At 45.7% G+C, this 20635-nt stretch carries 20 protein-coding genes and 1 other RNA gene; 15 read left to right on the plus strand and 6 right to left on the minus strand.

Annotated features, from left to right (window positions below):
• Nucleotides 1-4: 4 nt before the first annotated feature.
• A complete protein-coding gene (locus ICN34_RS08185; RefSeq protein WP_215321817.1) occupies nt 5-352 on the minus strand; it encodes a BrnA antitoxin family protein in 348 nt (115 codons plus the stop codon).
• Complete coding sequence (locus ICN34_RS08190) at nt 333-605, minus strand: BrnT family toxin (protein ID WP_072582145.1); 273 nt, start codon at nt 603-605, stop codon at nt 333-335. The genes ICN34_RS08185 and ICN34_RS08190 overlap by 20 nt, the downstream gene beginning before the upstream one ends.
• A 225-nt stretch (nt 606-830) precedes the next feature.
• On the opposite strand from ICN34_RS08190, the gene ICN34_RS08195 reads away from it, so the two are divergent.
• Nucleotides 831-1643, plus strand: a complete 813-nt coding sequence (locus ICN34_RS08195) for a tol-pal system YbgF family protein (RefSeq protein ID WP_255538613.1) — start codon at nt 831-833, stop codon at nt 1641-1643.
• A 28-nt stretch (nt 1644-1671) separates the two neighbouring features.
• Nucleotides 1672-2175, plus strand: a complete 504-nt coding sequence (locus ICN34_RS08200; RefSeq protein WP_216121914.1) for a DUF1993 family protein — start codon at nt 1672-1674, stop codon at nt 2173-2175.
• Between the two features lie 204 nt (nt 2176-2379).
• Here ICN34_RS08200 and ICN34_RS08205 read toward each other — a convergent pair whose 3' ends face one another.
• A complete protein-coding gene (locus tag ICN34_RS08205) occupies nt 2380-3342 on the minus strand; it encodes a tripartite tricarboxylate transporter substrate binding protein (RefSeq protein ID WP_216121916.1) in 963 nt (320 codons plus the stop codon).
• The gene (locus ICN34_RS08210) at nt 3339-4406 is read right to left on the minus strand and encodes a tartrate dehydrogenase (protein ID WP_216121918.1); all 1068 of its coding nucleotides are present in this window, start codon (nt 4404-4406) and stop codon (nt 3339-3341) included. The genes ICN34_RS08205 and ICN34_RS08210 overlap by 4 nt, the downstream gene beginning before the upstream one ends.
• Nucleotides 4407-4634: 228 nt before the next feature.
• On the opposite strand from ICN34_RS08210, the gene ICN34_RS08215 reads away from it, so the two are divergent.
• The 3 genes from ICN34_RS08215 to ICN34_RS11520 all read left to right on the plus strand — a co-directional run bounded on the left by ICN34_RS08215 (nt 4635) and on the right by ICN34_RS11520 (nt 6640).
• The gene (locus tag ICN34_RS08215; RefSeq protein ID WP_216121920.1) at nt 4635-5126 is read left to right on the plus strand and encodes a LexA family transcriptional regulator; all 492 of its coding nucleotides are present in this window, start codon (nt 4635-4637) and stop codon (nt 5124-5126) included.
• Between the two features lies 1 nt (nt 5127).
• A complete protein-coding gene (locus tag ICN34_RS08220) occupies nt 5128-6444 on the plus strand; it encodes a Y-family DNA polymerase (RefSeq protein ID WP_255538614.1) in 1317 nt (438 codons plus the stop codon).
• A gap of 64 nt (nt 6445-6508) precedes the next feature.
• On the plus strand, nt 6509-6640 hold the full coding sequence (locus ICN34_RS11520) for a hypothetical protein (RefSeq protein ID WP_255407106.1): 132 nt from the start codon (nt 6509-6511) through the stop codon (nt 6638-6640).
• 67 nt (nt 6641-6707) lie between these two features.
• Here ICN34_RS11520 and ICN34_RS08225 read toward each other — a convergent pair whose 3' ends face one another.
• Nucleotides 6708-7367 carry a putative quorum-sensing-regulated virulence factor gene (locus ICN34_RS08225; protein WP_216121923.1) on the minus strand — a complete coding sequence of 220 codons (660 nt, stop codon included), beginning with the start codon at nt 7365-7367 and terminating at the stop codon, nt 6708-6710.
• Nucleotides 7368-7552: 185 nt separating this feature from the next.
• Between ICN34_RS08225 and ICN34_RS08230 the strand changes: the two genes are divergently transcribed.
• The 3 genes from ICN34_RS08230 (at nt 7553) to ICN34_RS08240 (ending at nt 10008) form a co-directional block, all read left to right on the plus strand.
• Entirely contained in the window at nt 7553-8542 is a 990-nt protein-coding gene (locus ICN34_RS08230; RefSeq protein ID WP_216121925.1) for a sulfurtransferase, read from the plus strand.
• 451 nt (nt 8543-8993) lie between these two features.
• A complete protein-coding gene (locus tag ICN34_RS08235; protein WP_216121927.1) occupies nt 8994-9623 on the plus strand; it encodes a nucleotidyltransferase domain-containing protein in 630 nt (209 codons plus the stop codon).
• Nucleotides 9624-9645: 22 nt separating this feature from the next.
• Nucleotides 9646-10008 (plus strand): DNA-binding protein, encoded by a 363-nt coding sequence (locus tag ICN34_RS08240; protein ID WP_216121929.1) that lies wholly within the window; start codon nt 9646-9648, stop codon nt 10006-10008.
• Between the two features lie 110 nt (nt 10009-10118).
• Here ICN34_RS08240 and ffs read toward each other — a convergent pair.
• An RNA gene (gene ffs, locus ICN34_RS08245) (signal recognition particle sRNA small type) lies at nt 10119-10217 on the minus strand.
• A 32-nt stretch (nt 10218-10249) separates the two neighbouring features.
• Here ffs and dnaX point away from each other — a divergent pair.
• The 7 genes from dnaX (at nt 10250) to ICN34_RS08280 (ending at nt 20635) form a co-directional block, all read left to right on the plus strand.
• On the plus strand, nt 10250-11902 hold the full coding sequence (dnaX, locus tag ICN34_RS08250; RefSeq protein ID WP_216121931.1) for a DNA polymerase III subunit gamma/tau: 1653 nt from the start codon (nt 10250-10252) through the stop codon (nt 11900-11902).
• 52 nt (nt 11903-11954) lie between these two features.
• A complete protein-coding gene (locus tag ICN34_RS08255; protein WP_215359808.1) occupies nt 11955-12278 on the plus strand; it encodes a YbaB/EbfC family nucleoid-associated protein in 324 nt (107 codons plus the stop codon).
• A 33-nt stretch (nt 12279-12311) separates the two neighbouring features.
• Complete coding sequence (recR, locus tag ICN34_RS08260; RefSeq protein WP_216121933.1) at nt 12312-12926, plus strand: recombination mediator RecR; 615 nt, start codon at nt 12312-12314, stop codon at nt 12924-12926.
• Nucleotides 12927-13169: 243 nt separating this feature from the next.
• Complete coding sequence (locus ICN34_RS08265; RefSeq protein ID WP_072582158.1) at nt 13170-14585, plus strand: carbohydrate porin; 1416 nt, start codon at nt 13170-13172, stop codon at nt 14583-14585.
• A 185-nt stretch (nt 14586-14770) separates the two neighbouring features.
• Complete coding sequence (locus tag ICN34_RS08270) at nt 14771-16288, plus strand: TolC family protein (RefSeq protein ID WP_072582159.1); 1518 nt, start codon at nt 14771-14773, stop codon at nt 16286-16288.
• A 9-nt stretch (nt 16289-16297) separates the two neighbouring features.
• On the plus strand, nt 16298-17557 hold the full coding sequence (locus tag ICN34_RS08275; RefSeq protein WP_083564197.1) for an efflux RND transporter periplasmic adaptor subunit: 1260 nt from the start codon (nt 16298-16300) through the stop codon (nt 17555-17557).
• Nucleotides 17558-20635 (plus strand): efflux RND transporter permease subunit, encoded by a 3078-nt coding sequence (locus ICN34_RS08280; RefSeq protein ID WP_216121935.1) that lies wholly within the window; start codon nt 17558-17560, stop codon nt 20633-20635.

Raw genomic sequence — 20635 nt, forward strand, 5'->3', positions numbered from 1 at the left:
GGTGTTAAGCAGCTACCTTGAATTTATTGGCGATCAAGGTCCCCTTGTTTAACTTCTTTTCAACCATCAAGATGGATTTAGATTCTCTTTTTACTTCGCCAAGCACTTGGTTGATAAATGTTTGCCAACCTTCACCTTTGGATTTATAAAAATCTAAAACATCCTTATCAATCCTTAGGGTAACTTGTTCTTTAATCCCGCTACCCACAGGTCTTCCCCTGCCGCGAACGACTCTGTGTTTAATCGCATTCCACTCTTCTTCCGTGATAGGCGGGTTATCGGGGTCAGATAAGGCGGCCTTAGTAATTGCGGCATCCTCTTCGGCACTCAGTCTAATTAGCTTCTTCTTCATAGATTTTCATCTCACGGTTATTTGCTTTTCTTAAACTAATAATTCTCATCGCTATTTTTGACTCTACATAAATCACGCAATACAGGCGTTCATTCATTAACACCAAAGCAATCCGTCTTTCTTCACCGCAATTCTTTCTTTCATCGATCCAGCTAAAGGCTGTATCCCAATCAAGTATCTTTGCATCTGAGAGCGGAAGGCCATGTTTTACAAGGTTTGAGTCATTTTTTACCGAATCATAGGTGAATTTCATCGGAAATATTGTAGTTACGTTAAATCATAACATCAATGAATTAATATAACTACAAAAATTATGGGAATTTCAATCTAAAGAAGAGGGTAGCAAGGGGTGTGAAGGGGGTGGTCATGCCCTTGAATTTCCCGTAAAAGCCCCCATATAGATCATGAATAGCAAAAATGTCTAAACTGGCGATAATGAAATTCCCAGCAAAACATTTCACGAGGAGTCATGATGAAAATGGGTAATTTACTCAAGTTGTTTGTTGGTCTATTCGCAAGCGCGCTATTACTAACGAGTCATCTTGCTTTTGCAGAAGCTACTTTGCCCGAGGTCTATCAAGCAATTGAATCTGGGCAATTGGCAAAAGCGGATGCCATGATGCAAGAGGTCTTGAAAAATCATCCTAATAGCGGCAAGGCACATTACATGGCTTCTGAGCTTTACCTCAAAGAAGGTAAGTTAGATGCTGCAAGAAGCGCTTTTGTACAAGCAGAAAATCTGGCACCAGGTTTACCATTTGCTCAACCTGATTCTGTACAAAGGCTCCAAGCGCAATTACGTGCAGGTACAGCACCAGGCAACGTTAATACTAATGCGGGTGCAAGCTCCATCTTTACTAGCCCAGTTTTTTGGATCTTGATTGCCATCTTGGTTGCGGGCGTAATCTTCTTTATGAGGAAGCGCCAGCAGCCAGTGGAGGTTTATAACGCGCCGACTGCAAATGGACCATATCCAGGGGTACCAGGAGCGCCTGGCACCTATCCGCCTGGTTACCCAGGCGCACCAGCATCTGGCATGGGCGGTGGTTTAATGGGCAGCTTAGCGACTGGTGCAGCACTCGGTGCTGGTATGGTTGCTGGTGAAGCTTTGGCAAGTCATTTAATGGGCGGTAATCAACGCCCAAATCCAAACCTCAATAACGACTTTAACCAAGTAGGCGGTCAAGCACCAGATGCTGCCAACTTTGGCGTCAATGATGCAAGCTCTTGGGATGATGGTGGTTCGAGCTCTTGGGATGATGGCGGTGGTGATTTTATGAGCGACGTGTAAGAATAACTAAGAAGGTGGAGAGAGCACTATGGCAATTTCAATGTATCAAGCATCAATTCCGCAACTCACAAAGATGCTGACCAATCTTTCGAATATCCTCAAAAAGGGTGAAGCATTTGCGAGTGCTAAGGGTCTCGATAGCAAAGCATTGGTGGAAGGCCGTCTTGCCCCAGATATGTTTCCACTATCCAAGCAAGTTCAAATTGCTTGTGATCAAGTGAAAAATGGCATGGCGCGTCTGGCCGGTGTTGAGCCACTGAAATTTGAAGATAACGAAACTACTTTTGACCAGCTACAAGACCGTATCGCTAAAACCATTGCTTTTGCCAATAGTCTCAAGCCAGAGCAGGTTGATGGCACTGAAGCAAAAGAAATCAAGTTCTCAATTAAAGAGTGGAACTTTGAGTTTGTTGGTGAACAATATTTACTCACTTGGATCATCCCAAACTTCTATTTCCATGTGACTACCGCTTATGACATCCTGCGCCATAACGGGGTAGAGGTTGGCAAGTCCGATTACCTGGGTGGCTAAATAGCCCTTACAATATAGTCATGGAATATTTTTCACAAATCGTTGCGACTGTAAGCCCTTGGCTCTTCCGAGCTAGTGTTTACCTATCCAATGCTTTTCTGGATGATCCGGCAATTCTCGCTTTTGCTTTTTGCTAGAGCGGAAAGTAATGACCTATAAAAAAACCACCGATATGGTGGTTTTTTATTTAAGGATGTTAAAGCCTTACTTAATCATCCCGGCATTCTTCGCATCATCCATGGCTTGAGCTGTTTTCTCTTTCATGAATGTCGGCATCTTTGCCAATGGAATATCCACAATCACAAAGCCAGCATCTTCCAATTTCTTTTTAGTCTCGGGATCGGCATTGAGCTGTGCGAAGTAGTCAGACATCTTTTGCTGCAATACCAGCGGGGTTGCTTTGGGCACGGCAACGCCACGATAGGCGCCGTCTACCCAGCTCAATCCCAGTTCTTTAAAGGTTGGCACGTCTGGTAGAGTGGGATTACGTTTCTCGGTAGCGATTGCCAGTGTGCGCACCTTACCTTTTTGCTGAATAGCCAAAGGTAGATAACCCATCGCGCCATCAACGTGCATCCCAATCAAGGCGGTAATCAAATCACCCGTACCTTTAAAGGGAACGTAAGTAATTTTGACGCCAGCCAGTTTATTGAGGCGCTCGACTGCCATGTGGTTGGCTGAGAACTGTGCAGATCCAGCAAGCGTCATCTTGCCAGGATCTTTTTTGGCGGCCGCAATAAATTCTTGATAGGTCTTGTAGGGACTATCTGCAGACACCATCAAAGCATCAGGGGTGAAGTGGTAGTAGTAGATCGCATTAATATCTTCGGTCTTGTACTGAATCCCCTCCTGTAGCGGCTGCAAGATAGTGTGGGGGATATTCACGCCCACTACCGTTGTACCGTCAGCGGGATAGGTATTCATAGTGCTCCATACCAATGCGCCACCAGCACCAGCACGATTCATGACCACCATCGGCTGCTTAAATTTCTTGGCAGAGATGTCGGCTTGATAGCGCGCTACTAAATCAGACTCGCCGGCAGCAGGAAAGGGGATGATGTACTGAATGGTTCTATCGGGGAAGGGTTGAGCATGCGCGCCGGATAACAAGCCAAGTGAGACCAGGCCAATACTCAGTAATCCACTTAGTAATTTAAACAGTTTCATTTAGAAATCTCCTCAATGACTGCATTAGTAACATCACTCATCATGGCTGTGCCGCCTAAATCACGAGTGTGCAACTTAGGATTGGCTGTCACTTTTTCAATGGCTGCCATTAACTTTGCACCGAGCGCTTTTTCACCCAGGAAGTCGAGCATCATCACTGCTGACCAGAAGGTGCCAATTGGATTGGCAAGACCTTTACCCATAATGTCAAAAGCAGAACCATGAATCGGTTCAAACATGGATGGGTAACGACGCTCTGGATCCAGGTTGGCAGTTGGTGCGATACCTAAGCTGCCGGCTAGGGCAGCTGCTAAATCACTGAGGACATCAGCATGCAAGTTGGTAGCAACGATGGTGTCTAAAGATTCTGGCCGATTGACCATGCGCGCAGTAGCAGCGTCAACCAATTCTTTATCCCAAGTGACATCCGGAAAATCTTTGGCAACAATATTAGCGATCTCATCCCACATCACCATGCCATGACGTTGTGCGTTGGATTTGGTAATCACAGTCAGATGCTTGCGAGGGCGTGACTGCGCTAACTTAAAGGCGAAGCGCTGTACACGTTCCACTCCAACGCGAGTCATGATGCTCATATCAGAGGCTACTTCAATAGGATGACCTTGATGGGCTCTGCCACCTACACCAGAGTATTCGCCTTCAGAGTTCTCGCGCACAATCACCCAATCGAGTTGTCCCGGCTTGCAGTTACGTAGTGGTGTTGCGATACCAGGAAGAATGCGCGTAGGGCGTACGTTTGCATATTGATCAAAGCCTTGGCAGATTTTGAGACGCAGGCCCCACAAAGTAATGTGATCTGGAATCTTAGGGTCGCCAGCAGAGCCGAACAAAATTGCATCTTTAGAACGCAAAGGTTCGAGACCATCCTCGGGCATCATGATGCCGTGCTTGCGGTAGTAATCGCCGCCCCAATCAAAGTGCTCGAATTGGAAAGCGACTTCAGGATATTTTTTGCTTAAGGCATTTAATACCTTCTCGCACTCCGGGATTACTTCTTTGCCAATGCCGTCGCCTGGGACGGACGCAATCTTATACGTCTTCATATGTCTCCTACTGTTCTTTTTATATGAGCTACTGGATCACTTGCACAGTAACTTCTGGGATCATTATGCAATTCCTTGGGGGGTAATATGAGTAGGGTCAACTCGGGGTTTATGACTAGTGAGGTCGAGAAAAAGGAGGGGGCGGGAGGGGGCTCATAGCCCCAAAACAACAAAAATAAGGCCATTTTTGCGGTTTTTACATATACTGTATAAACATACAGTATATTAATGACTATGACGCAAGTAATGAACCCCGCAAAAGTAACCCTGAGTCAGGCGCCACAAGCCTTGGCAGGCCATTTTGCTGCCTATGAGCTCAAGCTCCTAAGCCATCGGATGTCAGCTGGATTCCCTAGTCCAGCGGCAGATTACGCCGAAGACGGCCTCGATCTGAATCATTACCTCGTCCAGAACAAGCCGGCCACCTTCATGTTTACCGTGAAGGGGGATTCCATGCTGGGCGCGGGGATTTGCGATGGCGATAAGGTCGTTGTTGATAAAGCCCTTAAGCCAAAACATAAAGACATCGTGGTTGCCGTAGTGGATAGCGAGTACACCATCAAGCGTCTTTATCAGTTGCGCGGCCGTATTGAGCTCCAGCCAGAAAACCAAAACTATCAACCCATTACCTTTAATGAAGGCAGCGAGCTGCAAATCTGGGGTGTAGTGGTTGGGGTAGTGCGTAAGTACAGCAATGCCAGTGGCAGAAATGGGAAGTGAGATGAGCTCCAATTTACAAACTACACCAACTCCACTTTTTGCACTCGTGGACGTAAACAACTTCTACGTTTCTTGTGAGCGTGTATTTCAGCCCAAGTTGGAAGAAGTGCCGATGGTCGTGTTATCTAATAACGATGGCTGCGCTGTAGCGCGTAGTGCTGAAGTCAAAGCGCTTGGCGTGAAGATGGGAACACCTTGGTTTCAGATGAAGGACTTGGCCAAGCAGCATGGTATTCAGGCTTACTCGTCTAATTACACCTTGTATGGCGACATGAGTAGTCGTGTAGTTGAGGTGCTGAGAGCATTCACGCCAAACCTAGAGGTTTACAGCATCGACGAGAGCTTTTTACAAATCGAGACAGCCTTAAAACAATATCAAGACACGATTGAATTAGGTCAAAAGATCAAACAGGAAGTGAAGGATACCACTGGCTTGCCAGTCTGCGTGGGTATTGGTGCCAGCAAAACCTTAGCTAAGTTAGCCAATCACTTGGCTAAGAAGCATAAGCAGTTCGTTGGCGTATGTGATGTCAACGGTATGGCAAAAGAAGAGCTCTACCAGTGGATGAGCGAGACTGAGGTGGGCGAGGTCTGGGGTGTTGGTAAACAAATTGCCAAGAAACTCAAAGCTCAAAACATTCAGAGTGTATTTGATCTTTTGCAAGCCTCACCACAAGCAATGCGTCAACAGTTTGGCGTAGTGATGGAGCGTCTCTGTTATGAGTTGCGTGGTACATCCTGCCTGCAGTTAGAGGAAGTGGCGCCGGCCAAGCAACAAATCATTGCTTCACGCAGTTTTGGAAAGTTGGTTACTAGTCAGGTAGAGCTTGCGGAATCCGTTGCTACCCATGTAGCCCGAGCAGCTGAAAAGCTCAGAACCCAAAACAGTACTGCGGGCGCGCTCACGGTATTTATTCAGACCAATCCGTTTAAGCAAAACGAACCACAGCATCACCAGAGTGTCACTATTCCATTGGCAGACCCAACAGATAACACGCTGACATTAACCAATGCAGCCTTGGCAGGCCTTAAGCAAATCTATCAAGCGAACTTCCGCTACAAGAAGGCCGGGGTCATTCTGAATCTCATTAGTGATAAGCCCACAGCCCAGCAATCCTTGTTTGAGGATATCGAAACTAAAGGCAAATCAGCACACCTCATGAAAGCGGTGGATGAGATCAACATGCGCTTTGGCAATGCATTCATCAGATCTGCAGCCGCAGGAACCAATGGTACTAAAGAAGAGTGGCAGATGAGATCAAACAATCGGTCGCCGAACTATACGACTAAGTGGGATGAGTTACCGGTAGCAAGATAAAGAATTCAGCAACAAAAAAGCAATTAATCAATAACACGTAACAACGCATAAAGAGGAGAAGCAAATGGACTTACTAAACAACTTCAACGGAATTTCTCTCGTAGCCATCATGGTTTTGTCTTACTGCGCAGTATTGAAAAATACTAAGCGTCATGAAAGCGCAACAAAACAAGTCTTTAATCGTAAATATCAGTAAAGAACAAGCAGTAGGCCTGGAAGGGGAATAAGGAAATCACGGATTCCTTATTCCCTAGTAAAGGCTATTACTTGGCTTCTAAAGCTTTGCGCAAATAACCAGAGACGTTGTCTTGGCGTAGTAGCCATTGCTTGTAATCACTGGGCACTTGGCTAATGAGCTCACCCTTATGTTTGCCATAAGGCATGGTCATTGGAATTCTGGCTTTCTCGGACATCTCCCATAAAGCATCCAAAGAAATGGGGTGTAACTTATCGATAATTTGAGCAACAATTTTTGAGCAGATCCATACATCAGCTAAGGCGCTATGCGCATTGCGTAATTGATCTCTAGCGGTATCGCGTTCAAAGTAATAGAGCAGAGCGCTTTGCGTATGACTATCCAAATCAGGCCACAGACTACGCGCCAGTGCCAGAGTGCAAATGCGTTTGACCTCAGGGCCGCCAATCGCAACCCAATCAAAATCAATATTGTGGCCAATGAGATATTTAGTGCCGGCCGGCAATCGAAAGGAGCTGCTTGCTGGGCAATTGACCAATTCCTCATCCATGATGTGGTGGGTGGCAAGTGCACCCAGGCTAATAGGCTTACCTGGGTTGTAACGTTGCACCCAAGGGTTGCCTACTTCAAATGGATTAAGTGAGGTGACATCAAGTGAGGCGGCTTCAATAATGACAGCATCATTTTTATCGGTTGCTTCTACATCGAAAATAATGGCTTGGGGCATAGGAGTCTATTAGGATTGAATCGTCCTATTGTGCCTCGAATTAAGTTGCTCAATTGATATTGAATAAAAGCCACATACCCAAAACCATATCAATTGCTCGTTTTGTACGGAGATCACTTGTGGGTAAGCGTTGGTTTATCATTAATTTATCGCTTATTCACTCATATTTAATCCAAGGAAGTATCGTGAAATCACTATTGGCAATCATTTTGACATCTATTTTTTCTATGGCATTCGCTCAGCAAAAAACAGCCATTATTCAAACAGATCAGATGCAGCAGGCAATTGCTCGCGGTGCGATTATTTGGGATGTACGCGATGAAAAAAGTTACTTAGACGGCCACATCCCAGGGGCAATCAATATTGGTGAGGTCGGTAACGTACTGCGTGATCCAAATAAAGAAGACTACATCCCTACAGAACAAATTCAAAAGATTTTTAACGCTGCTGGTTTAGATGTGAATAAAGATGTTGTGGTTTATGGTGCACGCGGCAATCCATACACTTATTTTGGTCTGTATACCATTAATTATTTTGGTGGAAAAGATGCGCAGATTTACCATGATGGTATTGATGGCTGGAAACAAGCTGGCCTGCCAATTCAAAAAGAGCGCCAAACCTTACCGCCAGTGTCCGTAGTACTAGTACCGCAGCCTCAATTGGTTGTTAGTAATGAGGAGATGCTCAAGCTTGCTCAGTCGAAATCCGTGCAAATCATTGATGCCAGAACGCCCGACGAGTTCTCCGGTAAGGATGTGCGTACGATTCGGGGTGGCCATATTCCCAATGCCACCAATATCCCGTTCGAGGACAATTGGCAAGACCCAGCAACTGCGACCAAGCTAGGCAAGAAACAAGTTGCTGATAACTCTGGCATGGCGCTAAAAAATCAAATAGATTTAAAAAAACTGTATGCCAATCTAGATCCTGATAAAGAAACCGTGGTCTATTGCCAAAGTGGTGTGCGGGCCTCTGAGACTGCCACAGTACTTAAGTCTTTGGGCTTTAAGAAGGTCAAGGTATATGACTCGTCATGGCTGGGCTGGGGTAACAACCTCAAAGCGCCAGTTGCCGATGAGACTTTCTTAAACGTTGGTGCGCTTAATGCAAAGATGACTGCAATGCAAAATAAAATCAATCAGCTAGAAGAAGCCTTAAAAAATAAAAATAACTAATTTATCGAGTTGCTGATTTAGATGACACACTGGTTCTGCATGATGTAAGCAGCAGTCAAGCCATCATTCATGCGCAAGAAAGTAACGCAAGGCCGCAATACCGATTCACAAAAGTAATTTTGATAGGCATGGCGTAGGAGGGTCTAATGCTTTCCTAGGATCATTTCATCCTTCATCTCTACTCACCACATTCTTAAGTCTCTACGCTGAAACTTTCTATATTTAGGAGATCAGCTTTGCGAGTTTCTATTGAGTGTTCTCACAGGCAGCTACAGCTATTTAAGATCCAGCTAGACGCTAGAACGGTTCTAGTTTTGGCAATCATTTGGATGATTTGGGGAATATTGAGGATTCTGAAGGTCTTTTAGACCCCTCATTTGATTTGGTCTTAATGTTGCTTTAAAAGCTACTATAGTTGCTAATAAAGCAACATTAGTGCAATATTTAGGGTATGTCGACACTCTCATCCGTACTTTTCACCGAATATCGCAGCCGTGTATTGGGCTTGCTTCTTCTTCATCCAGAGCGCTCCTACTATTTGCGTGAAATTGCTCGACTCACTGCAACCGTGCCAGGCACTCTCAAACGGGAAATGGATAAGTTGTTAGAAGTGGGTTTACTTACGATTCAGAAAGTAGGCAATCAAAATCATTACCAAGCAAATCAAGAGTGTCCAATTTACGTAGACCTTGCCAATGTTTTGCGAAAGACAAGTGGCTTAAGTGATGTATTGATTACTGCCTTGTTACCTTTAAGTGAAAAAATACAAAGCGCGTTTGTATTTGGATCAGTTGCGAGTGGAAAGGTAAATGCTAAAAGTGACATTGATCTCATGTTTATTGGTGGAGTAAGTTATGCAGAAGTTGTTCTGCTGTTGCATCCCTTGCAAGAGCAATTGGGAAGAGAGATTAACCCTAAGGTCTATGCTGCTAAAGAGTGGAGCAGGTTGGTGAAAGATAATGGAGCCTTCATCCATGATGTATTGAGCAAGCCAAAGCTCTTCATTATTGGGGATGAGCAACAACTCCACACTAATGAGGCCTCAGATCACCCTACAAAATCTAGTCGGAATCAGTCTTGATTCAATAGAAATCGATCGCTTAATGATTCGCAGGCTCATTGAAGCTGCGCAGTCGAGTTTGCAAGACGCTAAATTAAAAACCATTAGCAATGAAAGTCGTTTTGATTTAGCTTATAAAGCTATTATGCAAATGTCCAAAGCAGCATTGCAAGCAAAAGGCTATAGGGTGCTAACTAGTAAGCCAGGACATCATCAGCTCATGTTGCAGGCATTGCCCTTAACTATCGGTCTGGATAAAACTAGACTCATATTGCTCGATCAGTTGCGCAAGCAAAGAAACGCTATCGATTATTCAGGAGATCTAGTTTCAGATGCATTGACGTCAGAAGCAATTACGCAGGCAGAAAGTTTATTAACGCTAGTTAAGGATCGTTTCCGAAGCTGAAGGCAGGGCTGCTTTTGCTAAGAAATTAAAAGAGAATTCAGGGGAGCGGGGGGGGGCTAAAAAGCTACAGAAGTAAGCCGGCTTGGTCTTAGGGCATTCCATTGGGGAGGGTGGATGAGCCAAACCCCCGGCACTGGCAGAAATTGGGTTTGGCTGCTTCGTTCCCGACCTGACCAGGTTATCCAACCCACCATGCGGGGAGGCCCATCCAATTCCATTTTAGCTTGTTAGAATGTAAGACATGACAGCATTGGCATTAGCCCGTTCGTGGCGCCCCAAAACCTTCTCTGAATTAGTCGGCCAAGACCATGTGGTTAAGGCCTTAACCCATGCTTTGGATCAGGGTCGTCTGCACCACGCATGGCTCTTTACGGGTACCCGTGGAGTAGGTAAGACCACAATTGCCCGGATTATGGCTAAGGCCCTCAATTGCACGGGGTCTGATGGTTCCGGCAAGATGACTTCAGAGCCTTGCGGAAAATGCCCAGCTTGCATGGAAATCGATGCTGGTCGCTTTGTTGACTATATAGAGATGGATGCTGCAAGTAATCGTGGCGTTGACGATATTGCTGCCCTCCTAGAAAAGGCAGCTTACGCACCCAGCAATGCGCGTTATAAGGTCTACATGATTGACGAGGTGCATATGCTCACCAATCATGCCTTCAATGCCATGCTTAAAACCTTGGAAGAGCCGCCAGAGCACGTCAAATTTATTCTAGCTACTACCGATCCACAAAAGATCCCAGTTACCATTCTGTCTCGTTGCTTGCAGTTCAACCTCAAGCAAATGCCAGTACCGCTCATTGTTGAACATTTAGAAAAAGTGCTCGCTGCTGAGAAGGTGGAGTGCGAAGTCAATGCCTTACGTGTTCTCGCCAAGGCGGCTCAAGGTTCAATGCGTGATGCTTTGTCGCTAACCGATCAGGCCATTGCCTATGCGGCTGGCAGAGTTAGCGAAGAATCTGTACGCGGCATGCTTGGCACATTAGATGATGCTTATCTCATCCGTATTTTAGATTGCTTGATTGCTAAAGATGGTGCAAGCCTTCTTGCAGTCGCAAACGAAATGGGTGAGCGCAGCATGTCTTTCTCATTGGCGTTGCAAGATCTCTCTAGTCTGTTGCAAAAAATTGCAGCAGCCCAAGTCGTTCCAGAATCCGTTTTAGAAGATTGGCCAGAAGCAGGCGAGATTTGTCGCTTGGCAGGCCAGCTCACAAAAGAAGAGGCGCAACTCTTCTATCAAATCACGATTACAAGTCGTCCAGATTTATCGCTGGCACCGGATGAGCAAACTGGCTTTGCCATGACGCTGTTGCGTATGTTGGCGTTTCGTCCAGGTAGCGGTGGAGGAGGTAATTCTCCTTCAGCGCCATCATCTCCATCGGCTCGGCCAGCAGCGCCTGCTCCTAAAGCATCTGCACCAGCGCCTGCTGCTAGAACATCTGCGCCTGCCACTCCAGCGTCAACACCGTCAGCTACAGCTGCACAAATTTCCGTGGCCAGTTCTGCCGAGCGTCCTGATTGGCATGCCTTGATGCGTCAGTTACCCGTTAAAGGGATGGTGCAGCAGTTAGCATTTCAGACAGAGTTGCAAGATTGGAATGATTCAGCTTCTGGGGTGCGTGCAACTATCCTCACGCCGATGCCGCAGTTAGCTTCAGAAGCTTCTGTTGGTCGTTTGGCTGATGCGCTTACAACTCACTTTGGCAAGCCCGTCAAGATCGTAATTGAAAAGGGCGAAGTAGAAGGTAAGACAGTGGCCAAGGTGGATGCCCAGATTCATCAAGAGAAAAGAATGAATGCGGAGCAAATGATTGCTGCCGATCCATTTATTCAACAATTAGAAAAAGAGTTTGGTGCCAAGGTAGTTGGCGGTTCTGTGAAACCTCTTTAATTCAATATCAATTTTCATAAATCATAAGTAATACCACTAAGGAAATAAAGCGATGATGAAAGGTGGACTTGCTGGCCTCATGAAACAGGCTCAGCAGATGCAGGAGAAGATGAAAACTGCGCAAGCCGAGTTGGCTGCGTTGGAAGTAACTGGTCAAGCTGCCGGTGGCTTGGTAAAAGTAACTGTCTCTGGCAAATACGAACTCAAACGTGTGCAGATTGATCCAGGCGCCATGGATGATCGTGAGATGTTGGAAGACCTCATCGTGACTGCTTACACAGAAGCATTCAAACAGGTGGAAGCGGCAAGTGCCCAGATGATGTCTGGCGCCACTGCTGGCATGCCAATGCCCCCTGGCTTTAAGTTGCCGTTCTAATCCAATCTTTCTAAATACAAACCTGAATATTTAATGGCGCGCATAGAAGCACCTCAAGATGCACTCGCTCGATTGATCGAGGCATTACGCGTTCTGCCTGGGGTGGGCCCCAAGTCAGCTCAGCGCATGGCGTTCTATTTATTACAGCATGACCGTAATGGCGCAGCAGTACTCGCTCAGTCATTGGGTGAGGCAGTTGAAACAGTAGGCCACTGCGCGCGTTGCAATACGTTTTCAGAAACTCAGGTTTGCGGTACTTGTTCCGATGGTCGCCGTGATCCTTCTTTGCTTTGCATAGTAGAAACGCCTGCTGACCAAGTGATGGTGGAGCAGACGCTCAGTTTTAAAGGTAACTACTTTGTATTGATGGGTCGTCTCTCACCACTCGATGGCATGGGTCCAAATGAAATCGGCTTTGATCGATTACTCAATCGCATTGAGACCCCTGATACTGGTGTGTCGATTCGGGAAGTGGTGCTGGCTACGAATTTCACGAGTGAAGGTGAGGCTACTGCTCATTACATTGGCGAGGTACTTAAAGCTAAAGGCATCAAAGTTACGCGTATTGCACGAGGCATCCCAGTAGGAGGAGAGCTTGAGTATGTGGATGCTGGCACCTTAGCTCGCGCCTTAATGGATCGCCGTTAATTCTTCTGTTTGCTCATTGAGTTGTTTTCAGGGCACACCCAAGACTAGTACGAGCCCAATCTATCAGGGATTCTTCCCTAATCTGTCATCTCTAGGACATAAAGACTAGGTAAATTGCCTCTTTTTGGGGATAATTTGGGCTGCGCCGCCCTTGGGCTTCAATCCCAGGCCGTGAGTGCACTGATTTTTCCTTCAATCTGTTGCCATAACCACTAGGTTCAGCAACCTCATCAGAAATCGTGAATGACCCGCAAGCTTTTGCTCATTCTCTTGTTAAGTTTTGTCACTGCTTCTGTGTACGCACAGCGGGCAGGGTCAGGCGCCGACCAAATTGCGAGTTTTGCAGAAGCAATTCAGGGATTGCCAACAGAAGGTGAGATCCTAGGGTTGCCTGTAAACGTACACGGTCAAACTACCTATATTAATCAGCGCTACAACGCATTCAATTCCCCTTATCAGGGGCAAAACAGTTTGCTACCCGATAAGTCGATGAGTTATACCTGGTCGGGGACGCTATTTTTTGGTGCACGTGTCGCCTCTGATACTGATATTTATTTCAATCCTGAAGTAGTTTCTGGGGTGCCTTTTTCTGGATTGACAGGTTTAGGTGGTCCTACCAATGGCGAGGCAACTCGCGCACAAGGTGCACAAGCCCACTTTTATTCTGCTCGCGCATTCTTGCGTCAAACGATTAACCAAGAGGGCGGTAAGGTCGAGTTAGAAAATGATGCCAACCAGATTGGTCAAACAGTCAGCAGCAATCGATTTGTGATTACTGCAGGACAGTTTTCTACATTAGATATTTTTGATGACAGTAGGTACGCTAAAGATCCCCGCGTGCAATTTATGAACTGGGGCAATATGACTTACCTATCTTATGACTACGCAGCCGATGCGCGCGGCTATAGCTGGGGCTTGGCGGGTGAGTGGTATCGTGATAATTGGGTCTTTAGAGCCTCACGCATGCTAGCTCCAAAAGACCCAAACGGGCGCGATCTGAACTGGCAAATTTTTAATTCTTACGGTGATCAGATTGAGGTAGAGCGTCAGCATAGTATTGGCAGCTTACCGGGTAAGGTCAGTGTCCTAGGTTACCGTAATCGCATGGTTATGGCACGATTTACTGACGCTACTAATTATTTGTTGGTGAATAATGCTCAGGGCACTCAAGCTATTGTCAATGTTCGCAATAGCGCTCAAGTCAAAACCGGTATTGGTTTAAATGCTGAACAAGCCTTGACCAAGGACATGGGTATATACATGCGGGCATTCACATCCGATGGCCATACAGAAACTATGGCTTTTGCAGAGGCCGACAGCTCTTTATCTGTTGGTATGGGGATTAATGGTGAGCGCTGGGGTAGGGCCAAAGATACGATAGGCCTATCTGCGATGCTCAATGGCATTTCATCTAATCGAAGAGCCTATTTACAAGCAGGAGGAATTTCCAATTTCATTGGTGACACCCCTTATCCTTACGCAGGTCCAAGTCAGTCTATTAGTTATAAGCCTGAACAAATTAGTGAGGTGTACTACAACGCTTTGGTGATTCAAAATGTCCTCTTGGGTCTCAACTATCAGCACATCATGAACCCAGCCTACAATGCTGCTCGCGGTCCTGTAAATGTTGTGTCTTTTAGGATTCATGCCGAGTTCTAAGAATTTTTAGACTCGATCCATAATTATTATATTTAGAATCAATAACATAGAGAATTTTAATAATTCGACTTTTATCCTTTATCCCCTATAATCCTTAAAACCTCCAGAATCGCGTTTAAAATTGGTCGAAATCTGCATCTGGAGCTATAAAAACAGCATTTTTATTGATTTAGAGGCTGCCGCATTTGTTAATCCTTACACGCAAAATTAGCGCATTCAATGCTGCTCACTGCATCACTTCCTTGGTAGTTGCGACTTTTGCTTGCTCTGTGTTTGCGCAGTCCGCTACCAATGACATCACGCCGGCAAGTGTCAGCGTGCAAACAGGTGATACATCTTTAACTGCGCCTCCCTCAATTAGTGCTCAGCTGAGTGCTAAGGATAAGTCCTCAAAGGCTACGGAACTATTTGCACCAGTTACCAAACAAAATACCCCAAAGATTTATGTCAACAACGCATCAACTGGCTCATCAGAAATGGATTTACGCCAACTTTGGAGTGAGCTCAAACTCAATAATCCCCAGCTTGGCGCATTGCGTGAATCGTATTTATCGGCGAAAGCAACTGTGCCTCAAATTGCAGCACCAGCTAATCCACAGGTTGGTCTAGTGTGGTCCGGTATGCCGGCTAACTCCCCATTTGCATTAGGTGGTGCTAATGCACCATCTCAGCAATACCCCGGTGGAATTAGTAGTAATAACTCAATTTCGATTGCTCAGCCATTTCAGTTTCCAGGTAAAAAGAGTTTAGCTGCTGATATTGCCGATACCAATGCAGAGGCATTGCTGGCTCAATCTGAGGCAGCCTATTTGCAGTTAGGTGCACAGTTATCTACGCTGTATTACAGCGCGCTTGCTGCACAAAAGCAGTTGCAAGTGCTAAAAGAGTCGGTGATTCGTTTGGAGATGATTAAGAATGTTGCGAAGGCTCGCTATGCGAATAATGCTGCTGCTTATGTTGAGTATTTAAATGCTCAAGTTGCTCAAAGTTCTGCAGAAGCAGATCAATTTAATTTAGAGCGCCAGCTACAAGTAGCGTTAAACAACATTAATACTTTAGTGGGGCGCCACTCACGTGAAAAGCTTGTTCTCAAAGGCGATGTCCGCCGTTCGATGAATGCAATGCCAACCTTGATAGAGTTAGAGGATTACGCCGAATCTAGTCACCCAAGTCTAAAAGGATCTGCCCTCCAATTGGAGGCCGCTCGCAAAGGGGTGACCTTGGCGAAGAAGGCCTACTTGCCAGATTTCCAGGTGATTGGTTCTTCCTATACCCCACGCGGACCATTTTCAGCCAATAATGGTGCCTTGTTTTACCAGTTGGAGTTAGACCTCATTATTCCTTTGTACTTTTTTACCAAGGAGAAATACGGGGTGGAACAAGCGATCCGCAATCAAGCTTCTGCTGAGGCAAGCGATATTTCTAATCGTCAACAGATCGTGTTGGCTGTGAACTCAGCTTACGCTTCTTATGAGCAAGCCAGAACTGCGGCAAACTTTCTCAGGGATAGGCAAGTACCTCAGGCTGATGCCGCATACAAGGTCGGATTAACTCAGTATTCCAATAATGGCCAAGGGTTCAATGATTTGTTAACAGCACAAACGCAATTACGCGGCTTGGAAATTCAGCTGGCTCTTGCGGAGAGTAATTTATTGCAAGCGCAAGCTGTTTTATTGGCTACGGCCGGTAAAGAACCTTTTTAAGGAGTTGTTTTGAAGCATAAACTGATTGCCATTTACCAGCGAGCTCTTGCAGAAGCGCATAAGCTAAAAGATCAATTTGTAGCGCGCATTGATGCGAATACAAATAATATCCATCGCTCCTATTGGGCGCTACCACCGGAGACGCGCGCTCGACTGCGTTTAGTGATCATTTGTATTTCAATTTTGATGCTGGGCATTGTGATAGGGCTATTTGTTAATGTGAACCGTCCAGTCAAGCTTGAAAAAAATGATAAGTCATTAAAGGTAGAGTCGTCTGGTGCGATGGAGTTAAAGCTCCCAGGTCTCAATTTAAATCCAGATGTTTATGTATTTACCGAGGCCATTAAATCGGATGTTCCAGTTGAGTTAGCTATGCCTGGTCGTTTGACGTTTAATGCTGAAAAATCGAAAGTGCTCTCGGCTCGAGCTGCTGGACGGGTTGAGCGGATTGACGCCTTTGATGGTGCGCAAGTAAAAGTGGGCTCTCCTGTTTTGGAGATGTATAGCCCAGATTTCATTTCTGCTCAGCAAGAATATCTACTGTCCTCTAAGACTACGAAGATTCTAGAGGGTAATAAAGCGATGGGTGATTTATTGTCGGATTCTCGTATTACACAAGAGGCTGCTGCCAACCGCATTCGTAATTTAGGTGCCGGTGATGGCGACATTCATTTCCTAGAAAAGACTGGTAAAACGCAAACCAACTTAGTGGTGCGATCACCAATTGATGGCGTGGTAGTGAAGCGTGCAGTAGAGCCTGGTGCTTTTGCCAACATTGGCGATGTTTTGGCCACCTTGGCGGATCCGAAGGCCTTATGGTTCTTGGGTAATGTATACGAGCAAGATATTGCCAAGATTCAAAAAGGTCAAACCATTATTTTGCGTACTGAAGCCTATCCAGACAAAGTATTCACTGCTAAAACTAATTTTATTGCGCCCACTATTGATCCTGATACCAGGGCCTTAGTGATTCGTTGTGATGTTGATAATTCCGATGGTTTATTGCGTCCGGATATGTTTGCTTCAGGCAAGCTACAGGTTGGCTCATCGCAGGCTGTCGTTTTGCCACAGACTGCTATTGTGCGGGTTCGCGAGATGCGTTATGTCATTATCAGAACGGCCCCGGATACTTTTAGACGTTTTGTGGTGAAAGGTTTCGATCTTGATGGCAAACAATTTGCGGTGACCGAAGGTGTTGAGCCTGGTATGCAAGTATTAACGGATGGCGCGGTCTTGTTAAATGATCGTTTTGCGAAGCAGGAGGAGTAATTGAGTTTCGCAACGAACTTTCTAAGGAGCGTTTTAGATAAACGTGTTCTCATCCTCTTCGCTTCTTTTGTTTTATTGTGTATGGGCGGATATAGTCTCAAGCAATTGCCTATTCAGCCTTACCCTGGTGTAGCGCCGCTGACGATTCAGGCGATTTCCCAATGGCCAGGGAGAAGTACAACTGAGGTTGAGCAACAAGTCACTATTCCAGTTGAAAATGCCTTAGCTGGCATTCCGGGAGTCAAAGCGTTTCGCTCAGTTTCTCTATTTGGTTTGTCCGTTGTTACGCTCAAGTTTAATGACGATGCTGATCCTTTTAAGGTTCGGCAAATCTTCATTACCAATTTAGGTAATGTGACTTTCCCCCCGGGCGTAAGTTCAAGTGTGAGTCCTGATTCGGATGCTACTGGCGAGATCTTGCGTTACCAAGTTAAGTCTGACTATGCGTCTCCAACCCGACTAAAGACTTTGCAGAACTATGAAATCTATAAAGAGCTCAAACAAACACCGGGAATCGCAGACGTTTCTTCCTTTGGGGGGAAGGTACGGCAGTACAACGTGATTGTTCGCCCAGAGAGCCTGCAATCTAAAAATATTACTGTGGCGCAGCTAATTGATGCCTTAACAAAGGCTAATGACAATACTGGCGGCGGTGTTTTGCCAAGTGGTGAACAGCAGTTTGTTGTACGCGGTGTCGGCTTGCTAAAGAATTTAGATGATATTAGACGCGTGGTGATTGCTGTTAATAATGGCGTGCCCGTTCGTATTGGTGATGTAGCAACGGTAGAAATTGGCAATGCACCACGTTTGGGCTTATTCCAGTTTGACGAAAATCCTGACTCAGTAGAAGGAATCGTCTATTTGCGTCGCGGCGAGAATGCCTCCGAAGTCTTAGCGCGAGTGCGTGAAAAAATTACCACAATCAATGCCCATGTATTGCCTCCGGGCATTGAAGTCAAGCCATTCTATGATCGTCAGGTGCTTTTAGATATTACTGTCGACACAGTAAAGCATACGATGTTCTTTGGCATCTCTATGGTCTTGATATTGCTGTATATCTTCTTAGGAAATTTTAGGGCCGCTGCAGTAGTTGCAGTTGTCATTCCGCTGGCACTGTGTTTCTCTTTCATCATGATGTACGTGTTTAACGTACCAGCTAATCTAATTTCTTTAGGGGCCATTGACTTTGGCGTGATTGTAGATGCCGCAGTGATCATCACTGAAAACGTTATGCGCCATCTAGAAGATGGCGGAAAACGCTTAAACCAAAGCATTATTTTGGCCACTGCCGAAGTACAAAGGGCCATGGTGTATTCCACCAGCATCATTATTGTTGCTTATTCCCCCTTATTTTTAATGGGTGGAGTTGAGGGAATTATTTTTAAGCCCATGGCCTTCACCATGGGCTTTGCGTTAATTGCCTCGATTATTTTGAGTCTGACATTCTTGCCGGCGGCGATTTCATATTCGTTTGGTGAAAACTTCCACCATGAGCCACCAAAATTTATCACTTGGATGCTCAATCGCTATAAGCCATTGCTTAGACGTCTCATGGATCATCCTCGGCATGTAATTACAATATCTATTTTGGTGTTGGGGATTACTTTAATAAGCGCTACCCGTTTGGGTACGGCATTTTTGCCTACTCTTGAGGAAAACAATATTTGGTTGCGGGTTGTCTTGCCCAATACAGTAGATTTAGACTATTCCATTAGCATAGCCAATCAGCTGCGAGAAACCTTTACAAGGCAGCCTGAGATAGACCATGTTGCCGCCCAAATTGGGCGCCCTGATGATGGTACTGACTCTACCGGGGTATTTAATCAAGAGTATGGTTTGTATCTGAAATCCCCAGAAGCGATGCCTAAGGGCACCACAAAAGCCGACCTCTTGAAACGTTTACAGGGTGAGCTCAATCGTATTCCTGGAGTTTCCTTTAGCTTCTCTCAATATATTCAAGACAACGTGAATGAGGCTTTGTCGGGTGTCAAGGGTGAGAACTCGGTCAAGATTTTTGGTACTGATCTAAATATACTGAATACCAAAGCTCATGAAGTTATTGATCAGCTTAAAAAAGTACGCGGTATTGAGGACGAAAGTATTTTGAGGGAGCTTGGTCAGCCAACCTTGAATATTCAAATCGATCGTGAGCGAGCGGCGCGATATGGTGTAAATGTCGGAGATGTTCAGACTGTAGTCGCGAATGCCATTGGTGGGGCACCAGTTAGCAATTTCTTGGAGGATGAAAAAACCTTTGGTATTGCGGTGCGTTTAAATGAGTCAAGCCGAAACGATTTACCCGATATTGCTAATTTACTGATTGATACCCCTTCAGGTGCCAGGGTACCTTTGGGTATGGTCGCCAATGTTGAATTAACTGATGGCCCATTCTTTATTTACCGCGAAGCTGGGAAACGCTATATTGCTGTGATTTTTAGTGTGCGTGATCGTGATCTTGGGAGTGCCGTAGAGGATGCTAAATATTTAGTGGAGAAGAATGTGGCATTACCCGCCAATTACTCTATTGCATGGGATGGCCAATTCAATCAAATGAAGGCTGCGCAGCAAAAGCTGATGGTCATTATTCCATTGACGCTCGTTGCCATTTTCTTATTGCTTGTGACTGCTTTAGGTAATTTCCGGGATGCGGTGATTGTATTGATCAACGTTCCGTTCGCTGCGATTGGTGGCATCATTGCCTTGCATCTTGGTGGTGAGACCTTGAGCATTTCTGCCTTGTTTGGATTCTTATCGTTATTTGGTATTGCGATTCAGGATGGCGTGATTTTGATTTCTTATATCAATAAAACTGTTGCGCAAGAGCATGGCGCTATGAAAGATGCGATGGTTGATGGGGCTGCCTTGAGAGTGCGCCCTGTTCTGATGACCGCGATGCTAGCTGGCCTTGGTCTCTTGCCGGCAGCGCTGTCACATGCAATTGGTTCGGAAGCGCAGCGTCCATTGGCCCTTGTGATTGTAGGCGGAATGATCACCACAACTATTTTGACTTTACTAGTATTGCCAGTGATCTACGCAGCAATGAGAGCGCGTGGCAAACACAAACCAGGACTCGTTTAA

The organism is Polynucleobacter sp. Tro8-14-1 (assembly GCF_018881655.1).
GTDB lineage: Bacteria > Pseudomonadota > Gammaproteobacteria > Burkholderiales > Burkholderiaceae > Polynucleobacter.

Excerpts from the sequence above, each read along its gene's own strand:
- ICN34_RS08185 (WP_215321817.1), bottom strand. The coding sequence starts at position 352 with ATGAAGAAGAAGCTAATTAGACTGAGTGCCGAAGAGGATGCCGCAATT.
- ICN34_RS08190 (WP_072582145.1), bottom strand. The coding sequence starts at position 605 with ATGAAATTCACCTATGATTCGGTAAAAAATGACTCAAACCTTGTAAAA.
- ICN34_RS08195 (WP_255538613.1), top strand. The coding sequence starts at position 831 with ATGGGTAATTTACTCAAGTTGTTTGTTGGTCTATTCGCAAGCGCGCTA.
- ICN34_RS08200 (WP_216121914.1), top strand. The coding sequence starts at position 1,672 with ATGGCAATTTCAATGTATCAAGCATCAATTCCGCAACTCACAAAGATG.
- ICN34_RS08205 (WP_216121916.1), bottom strand. The coding sequence starts at position 3,342 with ATGAAACTGTTTAAATTACTAAGTGGATTACTGAGTATTGGCCTGGTC.
- ICN34_RS08210 (WP_216121918.1), bottom strand. The coding sequence starts at position 4,406 with ATGAAGACGTATAAGATTGCGTCCGTCCCAGGCGACGGCATTGGCAAA.
- ICN34_RS08215 (WP_216121920.1), top strand. The coding sequence starts at position 4,635 with ATGACTATGACGCAAGTAATGAACCCCGCAAAAGTAACCCTGAGTCAG.
- ICN34_RS08220 (WP_255538614.1), top strand. The coding sequence starts at position 5,128 with ATGAGCTCCAATTTACAAACTACACCAACTCCACTTTTTGCACTCGTG.
- ICN34_RS11520 (WP_255407106.1), top strand. The coding sequence starts at position 6,509 with ATGGACTTACTAAACAACTTCAACGGAATTTCTCTCGTAGCCATCATG.
- ICN34_RS08225 (WP_216121923.1), bottom strand. The coding sequence starts at position 7,367 with ATGCCCCAAGCCATTATTTTCGATGTAGAAGCAACCGATAAAAATGAT.
- ICN34_RS08235 (WP_216121927.1), top strand. The coding sequence starts at position 8,994 with ATGTCGACACTCTCATCCGTACTTTTCACCGAATATCGCAGCCGTGTA.
- ICN34_RS08240 (WP_216121929.1), top strand. The coding sequence starts at position 9,646 with ATGATTCGCAGGCTCATTGAAGCTGCGCAGTCGAGTTTGCAAGACGCT.
- dnaX (WP_216121931.1), top strand. The coding sequence starts at position 10,250 with ATGACAGCATTGGCATTAGCCCGTTCGTGGCGCCCCAAAACCTTCTCT.
- ICN34_RS08255 (WP_215359808.1), top strand. The coding sequence starts at position 11,955 with ATGATGAAAGGTGGACTTGCTGGCCTCATGAAACAGGCTCAGCAGATG.
- recR (WP_216121933.1), top strand. The coding sequence starts at position 12,312 with ATGGCGCGCATAGAAGCACCTCAAGATGCACTCGCTCGATTGATCGAG.
- ICN34_RS08265 (WP_072582158.1), top strand. The coding sequence starts at position 13,170 with ATGACCCGCAAGCTTTTGCTCATTCTCTTGTTAAGTTTTGTCACTGCT.